At 70.6% G+C, this 21,295-nt stretch carries 22 protein-coding genes and 1 tRNA gene; 16 read left to right on the forward strand and 7 right to left on the reverse strand.

The genetic code is table 11. From position 1 onward, the window contains the following. Nucleotides 1–22: 22 nt before the first annotated feature. Nucleotides 23–1,717, reverse strand: a complete 1,695-nt coding sequence (locus HS104_03745) for an FAD-dependent oxidoreductase (protein MBE7479093.1) — start codon at nucleotides 1,715–1,717, stop codon at nucleotides 23–25. A 302-nt stretch (nucleotides 1,718–2,019) separates the two neighbouring features. Between HS104_03745 and HS104_03750 the strand changes: the two genes are divergently transcribed. Together HS104_03750 and HS104_03755 are read left to right on the forward strand one after the other, a co-directional pair. Further along, nucleotides 2,020–2,859: an alpha/beta hydrolase gene (locus tag HS104_03750; GenBank protein ID MBE7479094.1), complete on the forward strand. Its 840-nt coding sequence runs from the start codon at nucleotides 2,020–2,022 to the stop codon at nucleotides 2,857–2,859. An 18-nt stretch (nucleotides 2,860–2,877) separates the two neighbouring features. After that, a complete protein-coding gene (locus HS104_03755; protein ID MBE7479095.1) occupies nucleotides 2,878–3,477 on the forward strand; it encodes a DUF938 domain-containing protein in 600 nt (199 codons plus the stop codon). Here the strand turns inward: HS104_03755 and HS104_03760 are convergent. Beyond that, nucleotides 3,474–3,743: a DUF2277 domain-containing protein gene (locus HS104_03760; GenBank protein ID MBE7479096.1), complete on the reverse strand. Its 270-nt coding sequence runs from the start codon at nucleotides 3,741–3,743 to the stop codon at nucleotides 3,474–3,476. The two genes, HS104_03755 and HS104_03760, sit on opposite strands and share 4 nt — an antisense overlap. Nucleotides 3,744–3,843: 100 nt before the next feature. Between HS104_03760 and HS104_03765 the strand changes: the two genes are divergently transcribed. After that, nucleotides 3,844–4,308, forward strand: coding sequence for a hypothetical protein (locus HS104_03765; GenBank protein ID MBE7479097.1), 465 nt, complete (start codon nucleotides 3,844–3,846; stop codon nucleotides 4,306–4,308). Nucleotides 4,309–4,467: 159 nt separating this feature from the next. On the opposite strand, the gene HS104_03770 is transcribed toward HS104_03765, so the two are convergent. Next, a tRNA-Ser gene (locus tag HS104_03770) sits at nucleotides 4,468–4,552 on the reverse strand. A 50-nt stretch (nucleotides 4,553–4,602) separates the two neighbouring features. On the opposite strand from HS104_03770, the gene HS104_03775 reads away from it, so the two are divergent. Beyond that, nucleotides 4,603–4,938 carry a hypothetical protein gene (locus HS104_03775; GenBank protein ID MBE7479098.1) on the forward strand — a complete coding sequence of 112 codons (336 nt, stop codon included), beginning with the start codon at nucleotides 4,603–4,605 and terminating at the stop codon, nucleotides 4,936–4,938. Between the two features lie 2 nt (nucleotides 4,939–4,940). Here HS104_03775 and HS104_03780 read toward each other — a convergent pair whose 3' ends face one another. After that, nucleotides 4,941–5,402, reverse strand: a complete 462-nt coding sequence (locus tag HS104_03780; protein MBE7479099.1) for an OsmC family protein — start codon at nucleotides 5,400–5,402, stop codon at nucleotides 4,941–4,943. A 90-nt stretch (nucleotides 5,403–5,492) separates the two neighbouring features. Between HS104_03780 and HS104_03785 the strand changes: the two genes are divergently transcribed. Further along, nucleotides 5,493–6,860 (forward strand): carboxypeptidase regulatory-like domain-containing protein, encoded by a 1,368-nt coding sequence (locus HS104_03785; protein ID MBE7479100.1) that lies wholly within the window; start codon nucleotides 5,493–5,495, stop codon nucleotides 6,858–6,860. Between the two features lie 51 nt (nucleotides 6,861–6,911). Beyond that, complete coding sequence (locus tag HS104_03790; protein ID MBE7479101.1) at nucleotides 6,912–7,409, forward strand: hypothetical protein; 498 nt, start codon at nucleotides 6,912–6,914, stop codon at nucleotides 7,407–7,409. A gap of 15 nt (nucleotides 7,410–7,424) precedes the next feature. Here HS104_03790 and HS104_03795 read toward each other — a convergent pair whose 3' ends face one another. Continuing rightward, nucleotides 7,425–9,248 carry a hypothetical protein gene (locus HS104_03795; protein MBE7479102.1) on the reverse strand — a complete coding sequence of 608 codons (1,824 nt, stop codon included), beginning with the start codon at nucleotides 9,246–9,248 and terminating at the stop codon, nucleotides 7,425–7,427. 113 nt (nucleotides 9,249–9,361) lie between these two features. Between HS104_03795 and aspS the strand changes: the two genes are divergently transcribed. Further along, nucleotides 9,362–11,254 carry an aspartate--tRNA ligase gene (gene aspS / locus HS104_03800; GenBank protein MBE7479103.1) on the forward strand — a complete coding sequence of 631 codons (1,893 nt, stop codon included), beginning with the start codon at nucleotides 9,362–9,364 and terminating at the stop codon, nucleotides 11,252–11,254. On the opposite strand, the gene HS104_03805 is transcribed toward aspS, so the two are convergent. Next, nucleotides 11,238–11,399: a hypothetical protein gene (locus HS104_03805; GenBank protein ID MBE7479104.1), complete on the reverse strand. Its 162-nt coding sequence runs from the start codon at nucleotides 11,397–11,399 to the stop codon at nucleotides 11,238–11,240. The genes aspS and HS104_03805 overlap by 17 nt on opposite strands. A gap of 24 nt (nucleotides 11,400–11,423) precedes the next feature. On the opposite strand from HS104_03805, the gene HS104_03810 reads away from it, so the two are divergent. Genes HS104_03810 through HS104_03845 form a run of 8 tightly spaced genes read left to right on the forward strand, consistent with a single transcriptional unit; the run spans nucleotide 11,424 to nucleotide 19,337 of the window. After that, a complete protein-coding gene (locus tag HS104_03810) occupies nucleotides 11,424–12,821 on the forward strand; it encodes a response regulator (protein ID MBE7479105.1) in 1,398 nt (465 codons plus the stop codon). Next, on the forward strand, nucleotides 12,821–13,171 hold the full coding sequence (locus HS104_03815; protein MBE7479106.1) for a hypothetical protein: 351 nt from the start codon (nucleotides 12,821–12,823) through the stop codon (nucleotides 13,169–13,171). Before HS104_03810 ends, HS104_03815 begins: the two co-directional genes overlap by 1 nt. Further along, nucleotides 13,168–13,944, forward strand: coding sequence for a methyl-accepting chemotaxis protein (locus HS104_03820; GenBank protein ID MBE7479107.1), 777 nt, complete (start codon nucleotides 13,168–13,170; stop codon nucleotides 13,942–13,944). Before HS104_03815 ends, HS104_03820 begins: the two co-directional genes overlap by 4 nt. After that, nucleotides 13,941–15,860: an Hpt domain-containing protein gene (locus HS104_03825; protein ID MBE7479108.1), complete on the forward strand. Its 1,920-nt coding sequence runs from the start codon at nucleotides 13,941–13,943 to the stop codon at nucleotides 15,858–15,860. The genes HS104_03820 and HS104_03825 overlap by 4 nt, the downstream gene beginning before the upstream one ends. Beyond that, entirely contained in the window at nucleotides 15,857–16,336 is a 480-nt protein-coding gene (rimI, locus tag HS104_03830; protein MBE7479109.1) for a ribosomal protein S18-alanine N-acetyltransferase, read from the forward strand. The genes HS104_03825 and rimI overlap by 4 nt, the downstream gene beginning before the upstream one ends. A 1-nt stretch (nucleotide 16,337) precedes the next feature. Beyond that, a complete protein-coding gene (locus HS104_03835) occupies nucleotides 16,338–17,126 on the forward strand; it encodes a dihydroorotate dehydrogenase electron transfer subunit (GenBank protein ID MBE7479110.1) in 789 nt (262 codons plus the stop codon). After that, entirely contained in the window at nucleotides 17,123–18,031 is a 909-nt protein-coding gene (locus tag HS104_03840) for a dihydroorotate dehydrogenase (protein ID MBE7479111.1), read from the forward strand. The genes HS104_03835 and HS104_03840 overlap by 4 nt, the downstream gene beginning before the upstream one ends. A 4-nt stretch (nucleotides 18,032–18,035) precedes the next feature. Beyond that, nucleotides 18,036–19,337 (forward strand): hypothetical protein, encoded by a 1,302-nt coding sequence (locus HS104_03845; protein ID MBE7479112.1) that lies wholly within the window; start codon nucleotides 18,036–18,038, stop codon nucleotides 19,335–19,337. On the opposite strand, the gene HS104_03850 is transcribed toward HS104_03845, so the two are convergent. Then, complete coding sequence (locus tag HS104_03850; protein ID MBE7479113.1) at nucleotides 19,338–19,952, reverse strand: hypothetical protein; 615 nt, start codon at nucleotides 19,950–19,952, stop codon at nucleotides 19,338–19,340. 160 nt (nucleotides 19,953–20,112) lie between these two features. Between HS104_03850 and HS104_03855 the strand changes: the two genes are divergently transcribed. Then, nucleotides 20,113–20,850 (forward strand): metallophosphoesterase family protein, encoded by a 738-nt coding sequence (locus HS104_03855; protein ID MBE7479114.1) that lies wholly within the window; start codon nucleotides 20,113–20,115, stop codon nucleotides 20,848–20,850. Nucleotides 20,851–21,295: the final 445 nt, after the last annotated feature.

The following is a 21,295-nucleotide window of genomic DNA, read 5'->3' on the forward strand; positions in this document are numbered from 1 at the left end:
GCATGACGCGGCCGAGTCGAGCCTAGAGCAAGCCTTGCTTCAGATCCGCGAGCAGCTCGCCGGCGGCGCGGATCCCCGAGGTGAGCGCGCCCTCCATGAAGCCCTGGTAGTTGTAGAAGCTGTCCGCGTGCTCGCCGGCGAACTTCATGAGCCCCGCAGGCGTCGATTCCAGGCCGCAAATGTTGGTGAACTGTCCTGGCAAGTAGCAGGTGTAGGAGCCCCTCGAGGTGGACTGGGTGAGCCAGTGGGCGAAATGCGCGCGGTAGGCGCCGTTCGCTCGGGTCGCCGCCGCCTTCACACCCGGCTGGATCACGTCCAGGTCGCTCAGGAACGCCTCGACCTGGCTCTGGATCAGCGTCGGCTCGATCACCTTCGCCGACGGGGAGCCGATGTGACAGTTGCCGCAGCCGCTGACTGGCGCGCCGCCACCGGGCGGGTAGACCACGGGCTGTTGCAAGAGCCGGCCCCGCTCGCCGCCGGCGTAGTCGGTCAGGATGGCGCTGCTCGCGGCCGCCGCGTAGTTCGTCTCCCACACGTTCTGCACGTTCGGCAGATCCGAGTAGACGGTGCCGTTCTCTCCGTAGAGATCGACCCACGGGCGGCTGTCGAACTGGATCATGGTCTTGGCGTTGTATCCGTAGCCCAGGTCGCGGATCGCTCGGAGCTTGTCCGCGGAGAGGCCCAGGCTCGGGTCGAGCTCGATGCCGCGGAGCACCGAGAACGGCAGCGCCACCACCAGCGCGTCGGCCAGCTCCTCGGTGGACGAACCGCTCAGCGTGATGGCGTACTCGCCGGATGCGTTGCGACGCAGGCGCGTGACCCGCGCGCCGTGCACGATGGGTCCGGGCAGCCGATCGGCGATGCCGCTGGCGATGGCGTCGTTGCCACCCACGAGGTGGAAGCGCTCGTCGCTGGAGCCGAAGGGCTCGAAGCTCGAGCGCCGATCCAGGTGGAAGAACAGGAGCATGTTCAGGCAGCTCTGCTCGCTGGGCTCGCGGCCGTATTCGGCGACATAGGCCTCGTTCATCACGGCCCGCGCCAGCGGCAGGTCGGGGCCGCGCGAAAGCAGGTACTCTTCCAGGCTGGTGTGGTCGAGCAAGAGGTCCGCGGCGTTGTGACCGAAGAAGCTCGGCGCGCCCGAGATGGCCTGCAGATCGGGGCGCATGCGCGCGACCAGCACGCGAACCTGATCCACGACCTGCGCCTCGCTCCAGCGCTGTCCGAAGAAGTGGTAGGCGATCTCGCCGGGGGCTTTGGCCAAGTCCTCGCGGGCCAGCCCGAGCTGCTGCGCGTAGCCGAGCATCAGCTTGTGCTGGTTGTCGATCAGCTCGCCGCCGTTCTCGGCGACTTGACCGGCGAAGCTGCGATTCGAGTACACGCGGCCTCCCACGCGGCTCGAGTGCGCTTCGTAGATGGTGGCGCTCACACCGCGCGCGCGCAGCGCGTCCGCGCAGGCGAGCCCCGCGAGCCCGCCGCCCAGGATGGCGATGCGGGCGTTGGTGCCGAACTTGCTCGCCGCCCGGACCTCGGGGACGACGCCGAGTAGCGCCGCGCTGCCCGCGGCGACGCCACCAAGGAAGTCGCGGCGCGACAGGGCCGCGTGCTCACGCTCCGCGCGGAGAGCGAGCGCGGTCGCGGTCGAGAGCTTCCGTGCCTCGGCCTCGTGGCTCAGCCGAAGCGCCCGTCGCACCGCATCGAACATCCGTGATCGCCCCATGGTCCCGTCTCCCGCGTTCCCGACTCGCCACCCCGGCCAGTCACACATTTGCATACATGAGCCGCAGGTGTGTGTAACCAACAAAAGCAGGGAAATCTCGCCCAAGTGACCGAGATCATGGGCGCACGAGTCGCCTTGCGGGCCCCGCCGGGCCTCGGCGACCGCTGATCGTCCGGCCTGTCACGCTCGGCCGCGCCGCCGCGATGGCGAAGCGTTGACGAAATCGCGGCCCGCTCGAATCGAGCGGGCCACACGTCGGCCGGCACCGCGTGCCCGCTTTGCACGCGACTCGGGAGGATCTCGTGGAGCAGAAGCATGCGCGCCGCCTGCGGCGCGTGAGTGCGGGAGTGTGCGCGCTGATCGGCGCGCTGAGCGTGGAGGCAACCGTCGCGGCCAAGCACGCGCCATCGCGTGGGACCGCGACGCCCGCGGCCGAGGCGCCGCTGCCGAGCGGTCCCGTCTACCTGAACGACGAGCGCGGCACGCCCAACGTGCTCACGTACCCGGCGCGGCGCGCGAGCCCGAAGCCCCGCCCACCCATCGTGATGCTGCACGGCATGTGCGACGAGCCGGAGTGGGAGTGCCCCCACTTTGCCGGCGCGACCACGGAGCACGGCTTCCTCGTCTGCCCGCGCGCCAACCTGCGCTGCGACGGCGGCGGCTCCATCTGGTCGGGAGATCCGCGCTTCTCGGCGTCCATCGAGGCCAGCATCGCGCGGGTCGCCGCCGACTACCCAGCGCACGTGGACGCCGCGGCGGGCCGCACGCTGATCGGGTTCTCGCTGGGCGCGATCCGCGCCGTCGAGCTCGCGAACACGGGCGACGGCCGCTGGCGCAGCGTGATCGCCATCGGGGCCAAGGTCTACCCGCGCGCCGATCGCCTGCGGCGCGCCGGCGTGCAGCGCCTCGTGCTCGCGGCCGGCGACCACGACATGATGAAGTGGCACATGGTGGGCGAAGCGAAGAAGCTCGCCCGCGCCGGCTTCCCCGTGGCGTTCATGAGCATGGGCAAGGTCGGGCACACCTTCCCGAAGGACATCGAGCCGCGCATGAAGCGCGCTCTGGCCTGGGCCGACGGAGACGACTCCGCCTTCGTGCCCCGCGAGAAGGGCGAGCTCGCATTCACGCCGGAGCCGAAGTGAGGCTACGCTCCTTCGCGCATGGACGCGCGACGCTTCGCCCCCGCCACCGCCAGGAATCGCGAGCCCATCCTGGCCGTGCTCGAACGCACGGTGCCCCCTGGCGCACGCGTGCTCGAGATCGCGGCGGGCAGCGGCGAGCACGCCTGTTTCTTCGCCGAGCGACTGCCCGTCGCTGAGTGGCAGCCGACGGATCCCGATCCCGAGAGCCGCGCCAGCATCGACGCCTGGCGCGCCCACTCCGGCGCCGCTCGCGTCGCGCCGGCGCTCGAGCTCGACGTGACGGCGCGCGTCTGGCCGGTGTCCCGCGCGGACTTCGTGCTGTGCGTGAACATGATCCACATCTCGCCCTGGGAGGCCACGTTCGGCCTGCTCTCGGGCTCCGCCAAGCTCCTCCCCACCGGCGGCGTGCTCGTCCTCTACGGGCCCTATCGGCGCTTCGGCGCGCACACCGCGTCCAGCAACGCCGACTTCGACGCCTCGCTGCGCGCCCGCGATCCGCGCTGGGGCGTGCGCGATCTGGAGGCCGTAGCGGCGGAAGCCGAGCGGGCGGGGTTCGCGCTCGACGAAGTGGTGGCGATGCCGGCCAACAACTTCTCCGTGGTGTTCCGCCGGAGCTAGACCGCAAAGCGTTTGGCCGCGCGAGCCTTGGCCTTTTCGCGCTCGACATCCCGGTTCTTGGGCGGAGCGTGAGTCGTCAGCTGACCCAGCAGGCGCGACGTCACCTGCGCCACCTCGTCCACGGCGCGTTCGAACGCGGCCTGGTTCGCGCTCGCGGGACGCGTGGCTCCGCTGACCTTGCGCACGTACTGGAGCGCCGCGGCGCGGATCTCCTCCTCGGTGGTGGGCGGCTCGAAGTTGAAGAGCGGGCGGATGTTGCGGCACATGGCCCGCGGAGCGTACCAGGGCGCGTTTCCAGCCGAAATCACCGGGCACTTCCGGTTTTCGCGGCGCCCCTGTAACGTGGATCGCTCGCGGAGGGATCGCATGAAGCTGAACCGTGAACAGTTCCTCGCTGCCGCGCTCGCCCTGTCGGCGACCGCGGGCGGCTGCAAGCTCGGAGCCAAGAGCGACGACGTCGCGGCACAAGCGTCGCCGGAGTCCCCACAGCAGGCGCAGCCGGGCACGCCGGCAGCGGCCGCGCCCGCCGTCGAAGGCGCCGGGTCGGGCATCGCCGACCCCGAGGCCAACAAGGCCCGAGATCAGGCGGGCGCGTCGGAGCGCGGGACGGCGACCGGAAGCGGCATCCAGTCGAAGGGCCTGGTCAAAGCGCCGGCCGCCGAAGGGACGGCGCCGACCAAGGAGATCGCCTCACCCACCAAGGAGGTCGTCTCGCCGACCAAGGAAGTCGTCTCGCCGACCAAGGAGGTCGTCTCGCCGACCAAAGAGAAGCTCCCCGCGCCAACCTCCGAATACGCGAAGAAGCCGCCGGCTCCAACCAAAGAGCTCTGAGCGCGCGCTGGCGGAGGAGAAGGGATTCGCTGCTGGGAGCGGAGCGACCACACATGAGAATCCCGGCGACGACGCCGAGCATCGGCGGAGGAGAAGGGATTCGCTGCTGGGAGCGGAGCGACCACACATGAGAATCCCGGCGACGACGCCGAGCATCGGCGGAGGAGAAGGGATTCGAACCCCTGGTGGGTTGCCCCACGGCGGTTTTCAAAACCGCTGCCTTAGACCACTCGGCCACTCCTCCGGAGGTCTGCCGAAGCTAGCACGGCAAGCGAGTTCGCCTAGGCTCCCGGCATGCGAACGACAATCCCGCTCGCGTTGCTGCTCGCTTCTTGCGGGGGCGGCGCGAAGTTCCAGATGCTCGAGACTCCGTGGTCGGCGAGCGACGATGCCACCGCGCGGCTGACGCGTGGCGCGGCGGCGCTGGGCTGCCAGGCCTCGCCACCGGACTCGACCGGCGAGCTCGAGATCCAGTGCCCGGAGGGCAAGCCCAAGCCGGGGGCGGACTCCGGGAGCCTGCGCATCGGTCCGAGCGCCGAGGACGAGCAGCTCCTGGCGATGTGCAACGACGGGCTCGCCGAGGGCTGCGCGGAGACCCTGAAGGCGATCTGGGAAGCCGGCGCGCGCTGACGTCAGCCGAGCGCGCTCTCGATGCGGATCTCTCCGCTCAGCGTCTTGTGCACGGGGCACTTGTTCGCGATCTCGAGCAGCCGCGCGCGCTGCTCGTCGTCCAGGGGCCCGTGCAGCGCGACGGTGCGCTGAATGACGAACGCCTCGCCACGCGTCGCGCTGAGCTTCACCTCCACCCGCTCGAGCGGCCAGCCCTTGCGTTCGGCGTACATCTTCAGGGTCATCGAGGTGCAAGCGCCGAGCCCAGCTAGCAAGAGCTCGTGGGGGGCCAGGCCGGCGTCGTCGCCGCCGACGGCCCTGGGCTCGTCGGCGACCACCTCGATGCCCGGCGCGCCGGCGACGCGAACCTGCTGTTGGAACTTCCCGCGCGCGGTGGAGACGCTGACTTCGCGTAGGCTCATCGCGAGGGTATCTAGCGGCGGAGGTCGCTCGGCGCAAAGCTCCAGTGCCAGAGACCAGGGCATCGTCCCGTCCAAGAGCCAGTGCGAGCATTGCGGGGCGCCGAGCTCGCCGGGTCACTCGCGCCAGTAGGCGAAAGGCGTACACTCACCGGCATGACGGCATCGAGGCGACTCGTGATGGCGCTCTGCCTCTCACTCGCGGCGGCCAGCGCGTGCGGCGGCGACGACGACGGCGGCACCGCCTCCAACGCCGGCGGCACGAGCGGCAGCGCCAGCGGCGGCGGCTCCGCGGCGGGCGGAGCGGGCGGCAGCAGCGCGAGCGGCGGCGGCATCGGCATCGGCGGCAGCGGTGGCGGCGTGAGCTGCCCCGGCGGCAAGAAGACCACGGTGAGCGGCACCATCTACGCTCCCACCAAGGTCTCGCCGGATCCTCTGCCGAACGTCGCTGTCTATGTGCCCGCCGGAGCCGTTAAGCCCTTCGACCCGGAGGTCGCGTGCGTGCGCTGCGGGGAGGAGAGCCCCTCGGTCACGCGCACGGTGAGCAAGAGCGACGGCAGCTTCGTGCTCGAGAACGTGCCCGCTGGCACGGACGTGACACTGGTGCTCCAGGCCGGGCGCTGGCGGCGACAGATCAAGGTGCCGACCGTGACCGCCTGCGAAGACACCAAGCTCGCCGCCGAGCAGACGCGACTGCCGCGTAACCAGAGCGAGGGCGACATCCCCAAGATGGCGCTGCAGACGGGCTACGTGGACGGGCTCGAGTGCCTGCTCACCAAGATCCTCGATCCCGCCGAGCTCACCGCACCGAGCGGCAGCGGGCGCGTGCACCTCTTCAAGGGCAGCGGCGCTGACGCGAGCCCGGCGCTGCCCGCGTCGAGCACGCTGTGGGGCGACCCGGAGAAGCTCGACGACTACGACGTTGTGTTCTTCCCCTGCGACTTCACCAGCTCGTCCACCGAGCCGGCGATGCCGCCGAGTGCGGTCGCGAACCTGAAGGCGTACGTGGACGTGGGCGGCCGGCTGTTTCTGACCCACGGCGGGGGCAAGTGGCTGAAGGAGAACAGCCCCGCGCCCTACCCGGGCATCGCGCAGTTCAACAACCAGCCGGACCCGACCTCGCCGCTCGCGTCCCTGGTGGACACCTCGTTCCCCAAGGGCCAGATCTTCGCGGAGTGGCTGGTGGCGGTCGGCGTCAGCACCACCCTTGGCCAAATCGCGGTGGAGAGCGCGCAGTGGTACGTGGACTCCGTCGCGGCGCCGGCGCAACGCTGGATCCATTCGCCTTCGCCGGTGACGGTGCAGCACTTCACCTTCAACACGCCGATCGGAGCGGCGGAGAAGGATCAGTGCGGGCGCATCCTGTTCAGCAACTTCCACGTCAAGGCGCCGCCGTCGAACGCCACCTACCCGGCGCACTGCACCGACGTCGACAAGCCCCTCACCACCAACGAGAAGGTGATCGAGTTCATGCTCTTCGATACCACCGGCTGCGTGCAGTCTGACAAGGATCCGGTGAAGTAGCGTCGGACACCATTGTAGCCCGGCGGCGCGCGGTCTAGCGTCGAGACTCACATGGCAAAGCTCGAGCAAGTGATCATGACGGCCGGGCTGGTTCTGTTGGCCAGCCTGGCGTGCAAGAAGGGCGGCGACGACTACAAGGGCATGACGAAGGTCACCCTTTCTACGCCGGTTCGGGGAGAGATCATGCTGCCCGCTTCCCACTCCAACGCGCCATCCAACGTCTCCGCGACTTTCGAGGGCAAGGTGAACGAGGGTCGCGGCTCCTGGACGGTCGTGGTGCGTTCCGCCGAGGCTGCGCCGGCCGACCTGGAGGCAGCGAGCGAGCGCGTGAAGAACCGGGGGACGTTCGAGCGACCATTCAAAGGGACGAAGCTGGGCGACGGCGACTTCCTCGTCCCGTCTGCCTCGAGTGAGGGCGTTTCGTACCCGGAGAACTTCACTCGGTTCGTCGCCGGGGCCGAGGTCTGGTGCAACACCTACGGTATTCCCACCGAGGACACCCGGCCGATGCTCGAGAAGGCATGCCGCTCGTTCAAGCTGTCGAAGTGACGCGCGGTCCGCGCCTCACTGAATCAACCCGCTCACGTCCACCCGCCCCGTCGCCTTCTTCTTCAATCGCGTCTCGAGCTCGGCGGCGAACGGGTGCTCCGGGTCCAGGCTGCGCAGATCCTCCAGGAGCTCACCCACGCTCTCGCGATCGCCGAGCGAGGCGAGCACCGTGGCCTGCTCCCGGGCGCGCACGCCGAGCATGGTCAGGGTGGCGCGGTCCTTGTGCTCGGGGGTCTGCGCCGCGTCGAGCACACGCTTGAAGGGACGGCGTCCCTTCTCCAGGGCGGCGGTGCGATCGGAGCGGCCGTAGGCGTGAGGCGCGAAGCGCAGCCAGAAGGGCTTGGGGATCAGGTGATCGACCAGGCGCTTGTCCCAGCTCGGATCGAGCTCGACGTAGAGAGGGCGCGCGTCGGCCAGGCTGGAGAGCGCGTTCTCGCTGGGCTTGCCGTTCACTGCCATGTCGCGGATCAGCGGCGCGAGCGCGGGCTCCATGCCGACGAGCTTGCTGGCGACGGAGCCCTTGCCGAGCAGCGGCAGCGGGACGACCACCACGTCGGGTCGCTCGCCGCGGGCGACGCGGGCGGCCCACAAGCGCCAGGCCACGGTCTCGGAGCGCACCAGCAACAGGCTCCGGTGTGGCAAACCGCCGAGCGCCTCGTCGGTCCAGACCTCGGCGGCGTTCTGCGTGGTGCGATCGGCGGGGAAGCCGGAGTCCTCACCGGTGACCAGCACCAGCGTGAAGTCGAAGGCGACGAGCAGCGCCGCCGCGTAGCGCGCGAACGGCAGCTCCGAGCGCTGCAAGGCGACCGCGGCGCTGTGGATGCCGAGGGCCGCGGCCGCGGCCAGGGCCACGACCGCGAGCAGGCGGACCGGCGCCAGGGGATCGACCGACAGCAGACCGCCCCGGCTGGCGGGGAAGACCACGTCGGCCACGACCAGGGCGGCGAGGGGAACGGCGATCCAGCGCGTGCGCGCGCGGGTGAGGCCCCAACCCAGGCCGCCGAGGGCCAAGATGCAGGCGATGAGACCGACCTCGGCGAACCAGGTCGAGAGCACACCGCTGCGCTCGGCGGCTGCATCGAGCCCGGCGACGCTGGCGCTCGAGAGCGTGTACCCGAGGTGAACCCACGCGCGGGCTGCGAAGGGACGAACCGCGATCGGGATCGCGCACAGCGCGATGAGCGCCAGCGCGCCGCTCGCCGCGAGCGCCAGGCCGCGCCTCGGCGGCACCTCTCCCAGCGCGAACACCTGCGCGGCGAGGGCGACCAGGAGCGCGGCGCCAGCGGCGTGGCTCTCCATCGTGGTCAGGCCGACGAAAGCGCCGAAGCCGAGCCAGACCCGCGCGTCGCGGGTGTCGGCGCTGGGGCGGAGGAGCAAGCCGCCTAGCACCAGGGCGGCGGCCAACGTCGAGCCCCCGGCGATGGTGCCCTCGAGCTGCCAGGTCGGCGCCAGCGTCGCGGTCAGCGCGGCAGCGAAGGCCAGGAACGGCGTGAGCCGAGGCGTCGAGGCGTTCTGCTCGAGCAGGCGCGCCGCGAGCGCGAAAGCCAAGCGCGCCGCGAGCGCCAGACAGAGCGCGCTCGGCAACGCCGCCCGGAAGACGCGCCCGCCGATGGGCAGGAGCGACGCCGCCTGCATCAGCACGCTGGAGAGCGTGCCCTCGCCGCCGATGGGCACCAGACCGAGCGCGCGGACCACCGGCAGATCGTCCCGCCACTGCGTGAAGGTGCTGGTGCGAGCGAGCGTCACGAACAGCGGGACCGCGAAGGCCAGCCACCCGAGCAGCGGGTAGAGCCAATGCCGCTCCGGACGGATCAGCGGGGGGGCGTCGCGGGGGCTCACCCCGGGAGCGTTACGATGCGCGGGGAAATAGGCCCAATTTCCGGAACATGCCTGCCGACTTGGGCCCTGGGGCGGGGCCGCGCTAAAAGCGGTGCCCCCCGAAAGGACTGCCCGTGGCCCGCTTCATCGACGAGCTCAAGCGCACCCACCACAACGACGCCCTGCGCGCCGCCAACATCGACGAAGAGGTGGTCCTCTTCGGCTGGGTGGACAGCCGCCGGGACCACGGCTCCCTGATCTTCATCGACCTCCGGGACCGGGAGGGCCTGACCCAGGTCGTGTTCGACCCGGACGCCTCCCAGGAGGCCCACGACCTGGCCGAGCAGGTCCGGGGCGAGTGGGTGATCGGCATCCGCGGCCGGGTGCGCTCCCGCGGCGAGCAGTTCAGCAAGAAGGAGAACAAGATGGTCTCGGCCACCAACCCGAACCTCGCCACCGGCGAGATCGAGGTGGTGGTGCTGGAAGCGACCATCTTCAACAAGGCCGAGACGCCGCCCTTCGAGATCACCGACAGCATCGACACACGAGAGGAGGTGCGGCTGCAGTATCGCTACCTCGACCTCCGGCGCCGGCCGCTCCAACGCTCGCTGCGCATGCGCCACGTCATCAACCAGGCCACGCGCAACTACCTGTCGAGCCAAGGCTGCCTCGAGATCGAGACGCCCTTCCTGGTCAAGTACACGCCGGGCGGCGCGCGCAATTTCCTGGTGCCTGCGCGGCTGCACCCGGGGAAGTTCTACGCCCTGGCCGAGAGCCCGCAGATCTTCAAGCAGCTCTTCATGGTCGCGGGCTACGAGCGCTACTTCCAGATCGTGCGCTGCTTCCGCGACGAGGATCTGCGCCTCGATCGCCAGCTGGAGTTCACGCAGATCGACATCGAGATGAGCTTCGTCAATCAGGACGACGTGTTCTCGCTGGTCGAGGGCCTGGTCTTCGCCATCTGGCGCGAAGGCCTGGGCGTGGACCTGAAGAAGCTCTACCCGGACGGCCACTTCCCGCGCATGAAGTTCGACGACTCCATGCGCGACTACGGCAACGACAAGCCGGATCTGCGCTTCGGCATGAAACACGTCGATCTGACCGATCTGGTGATCGAGCACGACGGCGGGGGCGTGCCGTTCTGGCAGCCCATCGCCGAGAAGTTCAAGTCCGGCGTCCACCGCCGGGATCTGCCGGCGGAGATCGTCAAGGCCATGGTGGTGCCGGGCGACGCGGGCCTCTCGCGCACCGAGACGGACAAGCTGGAACAGCTGGCGAAGAGCATGGGCGCTGCAGGCCTGGCGCGCGCCAAGGTCGCCGCCGACGGCAGCTGGACGCAGTCGCCGTTCTCCAAGACCATCGACCCGAACCTGCGCGACGCCATCAACTCCCACTGCCGCGCCAAGGAGAACGACCTCATCCTGTTCCAGTTCGGCAAGGCGAGCTTGGTTCACACGGTGATGGCGAACCTGCGCGTCCACGTGGCCAAGAAGCTCGGGCTCATCCCGGAGGTCGGCCATGGCGACAAGTGGCAGTTCCTGTGGGTGGTCGATCCACCGCTGTTCGAGTGGGACGAGGACGGCAAGCGCTGGGCCGCCGCGCACCACGCCTTCACCCGTCCTCACGACGCGAGCGTGCCGCTGGTCGAGAAGGACCCGGGCAAGGTGCTCTGCCACCGTTACGACCTGGTGCTGAACGGCTTCGAGATCGCCGGGGGCAGCATCCGCTTGCACGACCCGGAGGTACAGCGCCGCGTGTTCGCGGCCCTGGGCATCTCCGACCAGGAGGCCCAGGAGAAGTTCGGCTTCCTGCTCAATGCGCTGCGCTACGGGGCCCCGCCCCACGGCGGCATCGCCCTGGGCATGGACCGGCTGGCCATGCTGGCCGCCGGCAGCGACAGCATCCGCGACGTGATCGCGTTCCCGAAGACTCAAAAGGGGACAGACGTGATGAGCGACGCCCCGAACGCGGTCAGCGGAGCTCAGCTGGCCGACCTGCACATCCGGACGGCTACCGAGGGCGCTTAGGCTTCTTGGCGGGCTTTGTCCCGGGTTTTTCCCCCATCACCACCACCCAGCCCGCCCGCTCCAGGGCAGAGAAGACGGGGAGCTCGTCGGGCACGATGGCCGCCGGGCTCTTCCGCGGTTTCCCCTTCTTGCGCCGTTCCAGCATGACCCGCCTACAATAGCGCCGCTCATGGGCGCTCGCATCCTCGTCGTCGACGACAGCCCCACGATCCGCAAGGTCGTGGCGTCGATCCTGACGTCGCAGGAGTACGAGGCGGTCACGGCGGAGGACGGGCAGGACGCCCTCACCAAGCTGAAGGCCGGCGAGCAGGTGGATCTGGTGCTGCTCGACTTCGTGATGCCGCGCATGAACGGCTACCAGTTCTGCCGCGAGCTCCGCGCGCAGCCCGAGCGGGCCAACGTGCCCGTGGTGCTGATGAGCGCCAAGGGCGACAAGATCCGCGGCCAGTTCGTGCAGCAGACGGGCGCCATCGACGCCATCACCAAACCCTTCGACGCCCGCGGGCTGATCGCCGTGGTCGAGGGCGCGCTCAAGAAGCAGGAGGAGGGCCGCGCGCCGCCGGTCCCCGAGGCCGGCGCGATGCTGGACGACGAGACCATCGCGGAGGCGATGGCGCCGAGCCAGGTCGTGCCGAGCGACGATCCGGCGCTGCGCCGCGTGCAGACGGCGATGGAGTTCTCGGCGGCGCTGGTCAAGCTGGTGACGCCGGAGCTGGGGAAGGTCTCGGGCATCCCGGCGAAGGCGCTGAAGAAGCTCGGCGAGGCCGTGCAGCGCGCCGTCACGCCGGAGAGCATGGGCTCGCTCACCAGCCTGCTCCGCGCGCTGGATTTCGGGGAGAACACCCAGGAGGTGCTGGCCGGCGACGTCTCGGTGATCTCCATCGCGGAGATCCTGCAGCTGCTCCATTTGCAGCATCAGACCGGCGCTCTGGTGATCTCCAATCGCAAGAGCGAGATCACGCTGTTCGTGCGCGAGGGCAACATCGACTTCGCGCGCTCGCGCGGCGTGCGCGACGAGTTCCTGCTCGGTCGCTACCTGGTCGAGTCTCAGGCCATCAGCCGCGAGGATCTCGACACCGTGCTGGGCCAGCGCTCCGGCTCGCGGCGGCTGCTCGGCGACGTGCTCAAGGAGCTCGGCCTGGTGGAGCCCGAGGCCATCACCCACGCCGTCACGCGCCAAGCCTCCGAGCTGGTCTACGAAGTGGTGCGCTGGAAGACCGGTCGCTTCACCTTCACCGTAGGCATCCCGCCGGAGGTCTCCACGGTGAGGCTCGGCCTCTCGACCAGCGCGCTGGTGATGGAGGGCTTCCGGCGCGTGGACGAGTGGCGCTTGATCGAGGGCACCTTCGACTTCGAGGAGGTGATCGCGCGGGACGAAGGCGCCATCGAGCGCGTCGGCGACGAGTCCAAGCTCACCAAGCGCGAGCTGGCCGTGCTGGAGGCGGTCGACGGTCAGCGCACCGTGCGCGAAATCGTGGATTTCATGGAGGGCAGCTCGTTCGAGGTCTGCAAGATCATCTACCAGTTCCTGAACTCGCGACTGGTCCGACGCCGGAGCGCGGCCTGATGCCCGGGGGCGCGGGGCTCGTGCTCTCGGTGCGCGGCGAGCCGCGCTTCCTGCCGGCGCTCCTCGTGCACAGCGTGCAGGCGTGTCCGCGCCTCTCCGCCGTGCCCGGCAGCCCGCTCGGCATGGCCTGGGTCGCCGGCAAGGTGATCCCGGTCGCGCGCATCGGCGACACCGGCTCGCACCTGGTGGTGTGTTTGGCCGCCGGCGAGGTCGTCGGGCTCGCCGGGGTCGAGGTCGAGAAGACCGGGTTCTTCGAACCCAGCGGCGACGGCGTGTCCTGCGACGGGCGGACCGTGAAGCCGCTGGACGTGGCGCGAGAGCTCGAGCGCGCGGCGAGCGAGGACGCTTGAGCCGGGCGCTGCGCTTCCTGGACGCGCTGCGCGAGAGCCTGGGCGGCGCGCCTCGGGAGGAGCGCTCGACCAGCGTGGACGATGCGCTGTTGTTCCGGGCCTTCGCCAGCGCAGAGCGCGCGGCCGAGAACGCGCTCGCTGCCAGCCAAGCCGCCGGCGCCAGCTCCGCGCAACAACGCGGCGCGCTCGAGGCGGCGGTGGACGCGGTGAAGACGCTGTTTTCCCGGGCGCGCGAGGCCCGCGCCAGCCTTGCGCTGGCCCGCGAAGCGCTCGAACAGATCCGACTCACGGCGCTGAACGCCGGCCTCGAAGGCGCGCGCCTGGGTGACCCGGCGGGAAAGCCTCTTGTGCTCGTCGCCGAGGACGTGCGCGCACAGGCGCTCCGCGCGAGCTCCGCGCTCGACCTGCACCTGGCCGCGCTGGACCAGATGGACAAGGACCGCGAGAAGCTGCGCGGTGACGTCGATGGCGCTTCGCAGCGCACCGCCGAGGTGGCGCGGGACCTGCTCCAGACTCAGGCGGCCCAGCGCGACGTCTCGACGGCGCTCGCCGACGTCGCCGAGCACATGAAACAAGTCACACGCACCGATCCGGAGACGGCTCGGCTGGTCGCCGACGCGGCCGACCACGCCCGCGCGTTGATGAGCGCGCTGACCTCGCTCGGCGCCCGACCGCACCAGGCGTCGCTGCTCGGTTCGCTCGGCCCGACCCTCGGTCCCCTGGTGAAGCTCCTCCGCGAGCAATACCGCGGTGAGCCGGGCGGCGAGCCGTGACCCAGAGCGAGCTCGACGCGCTCCTCGCCGAAGAGATCGCCCGGCGCTTGCCCGTCCTCGGCAGCGGTGAGCTCGGCGAGATGCGCGCAGCGCTCCACACCCTGAAGGGCTCCTCCGCGATGGCGGGGCACGCCGACCTGTCGCTGGTGATCGCGCAGCTCTCCAGCCGGCTGCGCCGAGGCGACGCCGCTGCGGCGCGCGACGCCGCGCGTCTGCTCGCCGACGCGCTCGATCGCCTGCGGAGCGGCAAGCCGACCTTCGACACGCGCTGGCCCGAGCCGCCGCCGGGCCTCGCTCCCTCGGAGATCGAGCCGAGCTATCGCTCGGAGTACCTGGCCGCAGTCCGCGAGCGCATCGGAGAGCTGGACGGCGCGGACACCGCGGCCATCGTCCGCGCCATTCACTCCATCAAGGGCACGGCGGCGGCCGTGGGTGACGACCTGACCGCTTGGTACTGCCACGGGCTCGAAGCGGCGCTGAAGACCGAGGGCTTCGACTGGGGCAGCCTGCCGCGCCACGCGAGCCTCCTGGTTTCGCTGGTGGAGGACGGCACGAGCGCCCTCGAGACGCTGCGCGCGCGCGGCCGGCCCCGCTCGGTGATGCCAGCCTCGACGCGCCGTCCCTCGCTCCCCGCGGAGGAGGACACCGGCGAGCACACCGTGCGCGTGCAAGGCGTCTCGCTCGAGCGCGTGCTCGAGCGCATCGAGCTGATCCGCTTGGCGCACGACGAGGTCAGCGGCTCGGCGGCGGTGGCGGAGCGCGAGGTAGTGCGCCTGCGGGAGCTGCGCGTGGCCCTCGCCGAGGCGCTGCGCTTGCTCGGTCCGCCGCGCCCCTGGGGCCCGCCCGCCAAGGCCCTCGACACCATCGGCGCCGTTGCCCGCGCGCTGGCGCAGACCGCCGACGATCTGGAGCACGGCGGCGCGCTGGGCCGGAAGGGCGCCGACCGGCTGAAGAGCGCGGCCGCGGACGTGCGCCGCGAGATCGCGCTGGTGCGCCGCACCACGCTCTCGGCGACCTTGGCCAGGATCGGCGCGGCGGCGGAGCGCTTGGCCGAGCGCGAGGGCCGCGACGTCCGCGTGCTGGTCAGCGCCAGCGACGCCCCCGTGGAGCGCGAGGTCGCGGAGCGCCTGGTCGATCCGCTGATGCAGCTCGCGCGGAACGCCTTGGCCCACGGCATCGAACCACCCGAGGAACGTAAGGCGCGCGGCAAGCCGCCGACGGGGTGCTTGAGTCTGTCGGGCGAGCGCGCGGGAGACTGGCTGCGCATCGTGTGCGAGGACGACGGGCGCGGCGTGGACATCGAGTCGGTGCGTCGCTCCGCGGTCGAGCGCGGCTCGATCAGCGCCGAGGCCGCGCGAGCCGCGAGCGACGACGAGCTGCTCGCGCTCTTGTTCGTGCCCGGGCTCACCACCAAACGCGAAGCGGACCTCTTGGCGGGCCGCGGCCTCGGCCTCGATCTCGCGCTGAACACCGTGCGCCGCCTCGGCGGCAGCATCCAGCTCGAGCGCCGGCCGGGCAGCGGCCTCCGCGCCACGCTGGAGCTGCCGAGCGAGCGCTGGACCACGGAGGTGCTCTGGCTTCGGGCCGGCAGCTGGGAGCTCGCGCTGCCCGTCAGCTTCACCGGGCGCCTCGCGCCAGCCTCCGCCGACAAGCCGCCCGTCCCGCTCCTGATCTGCCTGGGGGAGACACCCGCCACGCCGCCCGGGCTCTCGCTCGAGCTCTCGCTGCGTGGCATCCCGACCGTGAGCGTGGGCGTGGACGCCGTCGGTGAGGTCGAGGAGTGCAACCTGCGACCGCTGCCCGCGCTGCTCTCGCAGAGCGGACCCTTCAGCGGCGCCATCTTGCGGGGCGACGGCTCGCTCCTGCTGGCGCTGGACGCCGCGCTCCTGGCCGTACGCGCGTGGGCCCTCGCATGATCGTCGAGCCGATGGCGCCTGGCGATCGCGAGCGCGTCGCGCTGATCGCGCAGCTCGCGCACCAGGACATCGACCTGGACGCGGAGGCCGCGCGGGCCTGGGGACGCCTCAGCGTGGCGCGCGAGACCCCCGGCGGCGATGCCGTCGGTCTGCTGCTGGTCTGGCTGGTGAGCGACGAGCTGCACGTGATCAACGTCGCGACCCACCCGGATTTTCGCCGGCGCGGCGTGGCGCGAGCGCTGCTCGGCGCCGAGCTCGCATTAGCCGCGCGCGATCAGCTGCGTCTCGTGCTACTGGAGGTGCGCCGCTCGAACCGGGCGGCCATCCAACTGTACCGCTCGCTCGGCTTCTCGACGCTGGCGGTCCGGAAGGCCTACTACGCGGACAACGGCGAGGACGCCATCGAGATGCTACTCTCCATCGATCCCCAGAGCGGTCGCTTCTTGCCCGGCACGGACGAGGTGGAGCTCGACTGAGATGGAAGCCTCGACCCTCCCGCGCCGCGCGCAGCTCGTCGCGCCCTTGCTCCGCCGCGAGAGCATGGGCGCCGCCTACCACGTGCTCACCTTCGACGTCGGCAAGGACCAAGGCGCGCTGCCGGGTCAATTCGTGATGGTGCGCGGCGCCGAGTGGGGCGACGCGCCGCTCTTGCCGCGACCCATGAGCTACCTGACCGGGGGCGCCACGCCGTCGATCTTGATCAAGGTGGTGGGCGAGGGGACCACGCGCATGGCCCGGGCCGAGCCCGGCGAGCCCTTCGCGCTGCTCGGCCCGCTGGGCGTGCCGTGGCGCGCGCCCAGCGCGGGCCGCCGCCCCGTCCTGGTCGCCGGTGGGGTGGGGGTCGCGCCGCTCCTGTTCCTGGGCCGCGCGCTCCGCGCCGCCGGCCTGCTTCCCGTGGCCGTCTACGGCGCCCGGACCAAGAAGGATCTGCCGCTCGACGACGAGCTCGCGGCGCTCGCGGAGCTGCACGTCACCACCGAGGACGGCTCACGAGGCGTCAAAGGGCGCGTCACCGACGTGCTCGAGCGGCTGCTCGGCGAAGACACCGAGGTCTTCACCTGCGGTCCCGATCGCATGATGGCCGCCGTCGCCGACATCTGCGCGCGCCGCGACGTGCCCTGCGAGGTCTCGGTGGAGACGCCGATGGCGTGCGGCTACGGCGTGTGCCTGGGCTGCCCGCTGCCAGCGCGTGGCGGCGGCTACGTCTACGCTTGTACGCAAGGGCCCTGCATCGACGCGCGCCGCATCGACTGGAGTCGCGCATGAGCCGCCTCGCGGTGAAGATCGGCTCGCTCGCGCTGAAGAACCCGGTGCTCACTGCCTCGGGCACCTTCGGCTACGGGCTCGAGTACGACGATTTCTTCGACGTCGCCGAGCTCGGCGGCATCTGCACCAAGGGCCTGAGCCTGGAGCCTCGGGCCGGCAATCCGCCGGAGCGCATCTGCGAGACCCCAGCCAGCATGCTGAACGCCATCGGCCTCGCCAACGTCGGCGTCGAGGCGTTCTGCCGCGACAAGCTGCCGACGCTGCGCGAGCGTGGCGTCACGGTGGTCGCGAACATCTTCGCCAGCAGCACCGAAGACTTCGTCGCCATCGCGGAGCGCCTGGACCGCGAAGCGGGCGTGCATGCGCTGGAGCTGAACGTGTCGTGTCCGAACGTGTCCCACGGCGGCATCGAGTTCGGCAAGGATCCGCGCCTGGCGGCCCAGGTGACGGCCGCGGTGCGCAAGGCCTCGAAGCTGCCGCTCTGGGTGAAGATGAGCCCGGAGGCCGGCGACATCGTCGCCGTGGCCAAGGCCTGCGAGGACTCCGGCGCCGACGCCATCACGGCCATCAACACCATCCGGGGCATGACCATCGACGTGGACGCGGAGCGGCAGCGCCTGGCCAACCGCACCGGGGGTTTCAGCGGTCCGGCGCTCCGGCCCATCGCGCTGCGCATCGTCTGGGATCTGGCCGGCGCGGTCTCGATCCCGATCATCGGCATCGGCGGCATCTCCACCTGGCGCGACGCCGTGGAGTTCTTGCTGGCGGGCGCCAGCGCCATCCAGGTCGGCACCGCCAGCTTCGCCGATCCCTGCGCTGCCAAGAAGGTGCTGGACGGCATCACCGCGCACTGCGAGGCGCGGGGCACGACCGTGGCCGAGCTGGTCGGCCGCGCGCGGAGGTGAGCCCATGTCGAGACACGTCGCTCCGCTGCTCCTGTGCCTGCCGCTCGTGTCGGGTTGTCCCGCGCAGGGTTCCGGCGGCGGCCAGGAAGGCCAGAACCAACCGAGCCCGAACGCCAGCATCTTGCCGGCGCCGCTGCTGTCGGCGGCCGAGCCGTCCTCGCTGCCCAAGCTCGACGCGGGGCGCGGCGGCATTCCGGCGGACTCCGCCGGTCGCCTGATCGTGCCGGAGGCCGGACCTCCGGAGCCGACGCCGCTGCGCGACGAGGAAGCGCTGCCGCGGGACACGCTCACCGCCAAAGACGGCACCGGCGTGACGCTGGAGGCGCACTTCAAATGGCTCGACGTGCCGGGACCGAACGCCGTGCCGGAGCTCTCCACGGACGCGCTGAAGAAAGCGAAGGAAAAGACCGCGCTGAAGGTCACGGTGGATCTGGCGCCGGCTGGGCGCATGCGCTTCACCTTCGCGTCCGTCGCGTTCCCGCTGCCCATGGGCACGGAGCTCCGCGCGCAGAGCGAGCACTACGGCCACGTGCTGGTCTGGCCGGATGGCAACGCCTACCGCGTGCTCCGCGCCGGCACGCTGCGCGCGCTCGTGTCGGAGCGGCGCGCCGACGCGCTGCCGCTCGCCCAGGTCAAACCCGCAGAGCGCGGCAAAGGCAACTACCTCGGGCTCGAGACCGTGAAGCGGGAGCTGAAGACGCCCGTCGGTGAGCTCAGCCTGGAGAGCGGCAACGTCCCGAACATCGGCCGCGCGGGTGAGCTCCTGTGCCGGCTCTTGCTCGACCTTGTGGCCGTCGATCCCGCCGGCAAGGGCTGCGACGAGGGCGGGACGCCGCTCAAGGCAGAGCTGCGTTGGCCCAAGGGCGGCAAGCTCGCGTTCGAGGTCTCCGCCATCGCGCGCAAGGCCGAGCTGCCGTTCGGCCTCTTGTTCGTGCCGCCGGCGGGCGCCGCGTTCCGCCCCGGCGAGCTGCCGCCGCAGGCGGCCGGGGTGTTCTTCACGAGTGAAGAGCTCGCTTCGCTCCACACCAAATCCGTGCCCGGCGATCCCCCCGCGAAGGACGCCCCGGGCGAGGGCGTGCTCGCGGTGAACCGCACCGACTCGCTCCGCTACTTGCTCGTGGACGGCCTTCCCGTCGCCTGGATCCGGCCGCAGACCGAGCAGCTCTTGATCGGCCCGCTCCCGGGTCGCTACTCGCTCTCGTGGCGCGACTTCCTGGGCAGCGCGATCGAGCCTGCGAAGGTGGTCTCGCTGCCAGCGCGCGTCGTGGTGGGCGGCGCGCCGGACGCGGGCACGCCCCCGCCGTAGTCAGGCCTGGCCCATCGGCCTCGGCGCCGGCTCGTAGTCCGCAGGCCCGTAGCTCACCTTCTCGAGCCCCGCGCGCTGAAGCTCCTGGCGAGCTTGGTCCGCCGCCATCTCGAGCACCTCGAAGCGCGTGGCGAGCAGCCAGTACTCGTCCTCGCTGACCGGCGGCAGCGCCGCCAGGCGCTTCTCGAGCGCCTCGCCATCTTCGCGATCGAGCACCAGCTCCGACGATGGACCGGCATGGTCCGTGGACTCGAACAAGGCGTCCCAGGCGAACGCCACTGGGTTGAACGCCAGGTACACCTCCTCGCAGCACAGCTGCCAGCCACCGGCGTCGTCGCTCGGCAAGCGCCAGAAGCAAGGCATGGTGCGGCGAACCACCTCGCCGAAGTAGGCGCCCGCGCTCCGGGTCAGGAGCTCCGCGAGCTCGGGGCGCTCGCGCACGTTCTCGCGCGCCTCGCGCAGGTAGTGATCCAGGAGCGGGAGGGTCTCCGGCGTGTAGTCGAGCTCCACGCCCAGCGCACGGACCACGTACTCCCGGGTCGCCTCGCCCAGCTCCACGATCTGCTCCGGGGGCAGGTCGAGCCCCTCGGCCTCGGGATTTCCGGCGGTCGCCACGGGCGGAGCTTTACCCCAAATTCGCGAGTTTCGCCCGAGATCCGCCGGCGGGCGCCGCTTTTCCGGACTTGCCGGCGCGCTCGGACCGAACGACGTATGGAAGGCGTTCCGAAAGCCAGGGGGTGCCGTGTTAGATTCGGTCCCCTGCCCCGATAGCCCGATGCGTCTCGGAATCCTCAGCGACATCCACGCCAACTACGAAGCGCTGAGCGCTGCGGTCGAGGCGTTCAAGAGCGAGAACATCAAGGAGTACTACTGCCTTGGTGACACCGTCGGGTACGGAGGCTCGCCCAACGAGTGCGCGGACGTGGTGCGGGATCTGGTCAAGGCGACCATCCTGGGCAACCACGACGCCGCCGTCGCCGGGCGCATGGACTACTCGTACTACTACGAGGCCGCGCGCCACGCCCTCGACACGCACGCGCAGCTCCTGTCGAAGGACAACACGGACTGGCTGCGCGGGCTGCCCTACCAGATCCGACTCGACGCGGTCGAGGTGCTCCTGTGCCACGGCTCGCCGGTGCGCCTGGAGGAGTTCGAGTACATCTTCGCGCCGGAGCAGGCGCGCGAGTGCCTGCCCATCTACGACGAGCTGGCGCACATCACGCTGATCGGGCACTCGCACCTGTGCAAGGTGTTCGCGCTGACCCGCAACAGCGTCGAGGAGCTGCCGCCGGTGGACTTCGACCTCGAGCCGCACAAGAAGTACATCGTGTCAGTCGGCTCCATCGGTCAGCCGCGCGACTACGACAACCGCGCCAGCTACACCGTCTACGACACGGACAAGAAGCGCTTCGAGTTCAAGCGCGTCGAATACGACATCGAGACGGCCGCGGAGAAGGTGCTCCGGGCGAAGCTCGAGCGGAACTTCGCGCACCGCTTGTTCATCGGGGTCTAGCTAGGCTTCGACGGTCCACTCGTTCCCCGTCGTCCCACCATCCAGGCCGCGGGGAGCCTATGGTGCGTCGCAGGGTGTGTTTCCAGGCGCGAGCGCCACGCAGCTGTCCCGAGCAAACTCCATTGACTTGCCGAACCCCGAGCAGAAGCACTTGAAGGGCGACTGGTTCGTCCCTGTGCACTTCACCTCGAGCGCGGCGCACAAGAGCTCGCACGTCGTCGGGGTTAGCACGGTGGCGCATTCACCCGCAGGGTGCAAGCAAGCACCGAGGGACACTTCCTGGTCGTGGCAGCCGATTGGTGCGGATATGCCATCAGTCGAGCAGATGAGCGCGTTCGCTTCTTCTTTCAGGCAGAGTCTGTACGCGTGCAGCACCTTCCCACAGCCACCGCCAGCTCGTTCATCGAGCGACTCCTGTTGCGAACGACAAGCGTCAACGTGTTCC

It is taken from the genome of Polyangiaceae bacterium (genome assembly GCA_015075635.1).
GTDB lineage: Bacteria > Myxococcota_A > Polyangia > Polyangiales > Polyangiaceae > JADJKB01.

Coding starts and splice junctions, on each gene's coding strand:
- HS104_03745 (MBE7479093.1), bottom strand. CDS start 1,717: ATGGGGCGATCACGGATGTTCGATGCGGTGCGACGGGCGCTTCGGCTG.
- HS104_03755 (MBE7479095.1), top strand. CDS start 2,878: ATGGACGCGCGACGCTTCGCCCCCGCCACCGCCAGGAATCGCGAGCCC.
- HS104_03780 (MBE7479099.1), bottom strand. CDS start 5,402: ATGCCCTGGTCTCTGGCACTGGAGCTTTGCGCCGAGCGACCTCCGCCG.
- HS104_03765 (MBE7479097.1), top strand. CDS start 3,844: ATGAAGCTGAACCGTGAACAGTTCCTCGCTGCCGCGCTCGCCCTGTCG.
- HS104_03785 (MBE7479100.1), top strand. CDS start 5,493: ATGACGGCATCGAGGCGACTCGTGATGGCGCTCTGCCTCTCACTCGCG.
- HS104_03760 (MBE7479096.1), bottom strand. CDS start 3,743: ATGTGCCGCAACATCCGCCCGCTCTTCAACTTCGAGCCGCCCACCACC.
- HS104_03840 (MBE7479111.1), top strand. CDS start 17,123: ATGAGCCGCCTCGCGGTGAAGATCGGCTCGCTCGCGCTGAAGAACCCG.
- HS104_03775 (MBE7479098.1), top strand. CDS start 4,603: ATGCGAACGACAATCCCGCTCGCGTTGCTGCTCGCTTCTTGCGGGGGC.
- HS104_03790 (MBE7479101.1), top strand. CDS start 6,912: ATGGCAAAGCTCGAGCAAGTGATCATGACGGCCGGGCTGGTTCTGTTG.
- HS104_03810 (MBE7479105.1), top strand. CDS start 11,424: ATGGGCGCTCGCATCCTCGTCGTCGACGACAGCCCCACGATCCGCAAG.
- HS104_03855 (MBE7479114.1), top strand. CDS start 20,113: ATGCGTCTCGGAATCCTCAGCGACATCCACGCCAACTACGAAGCGCTG.
- rimI (MBE7479109.1), top strand. CDS start 15,857: ATGATCGTCGAGCCGATGGCGCCTGGCGATCGCGAGCGCGTCGCGCTG.
- HS104_03835 (MBE7479110.1), top strand. CDS start 16,338: ATGGAAGCCTCGACCCTCCCGCGCCGCGCGCAGCTCGTCGCGCCCTTG.
- HS104_03815 (MBE7479106.1), top strand. CDS start 12,821: ATGCCCGGGGGCGCGGGGCTCGTGCTCTCGGTGCGCGGCGAGCCGCGC.
- HS104_03805 (MBE7479104.1), bottom strand. CDS start 11,399: ATGCTGGAACGGCGCAAGAAGGGGAAACCGCGGAAGAGCCCGGCGGCC.
- HS104_03845 (MBE7479112.1), top strand. CDS start 18,036: ATGTCGAGACACGTCGCTCCGCTGCTCCTGTGCCTGCCGCTCGTGTCG.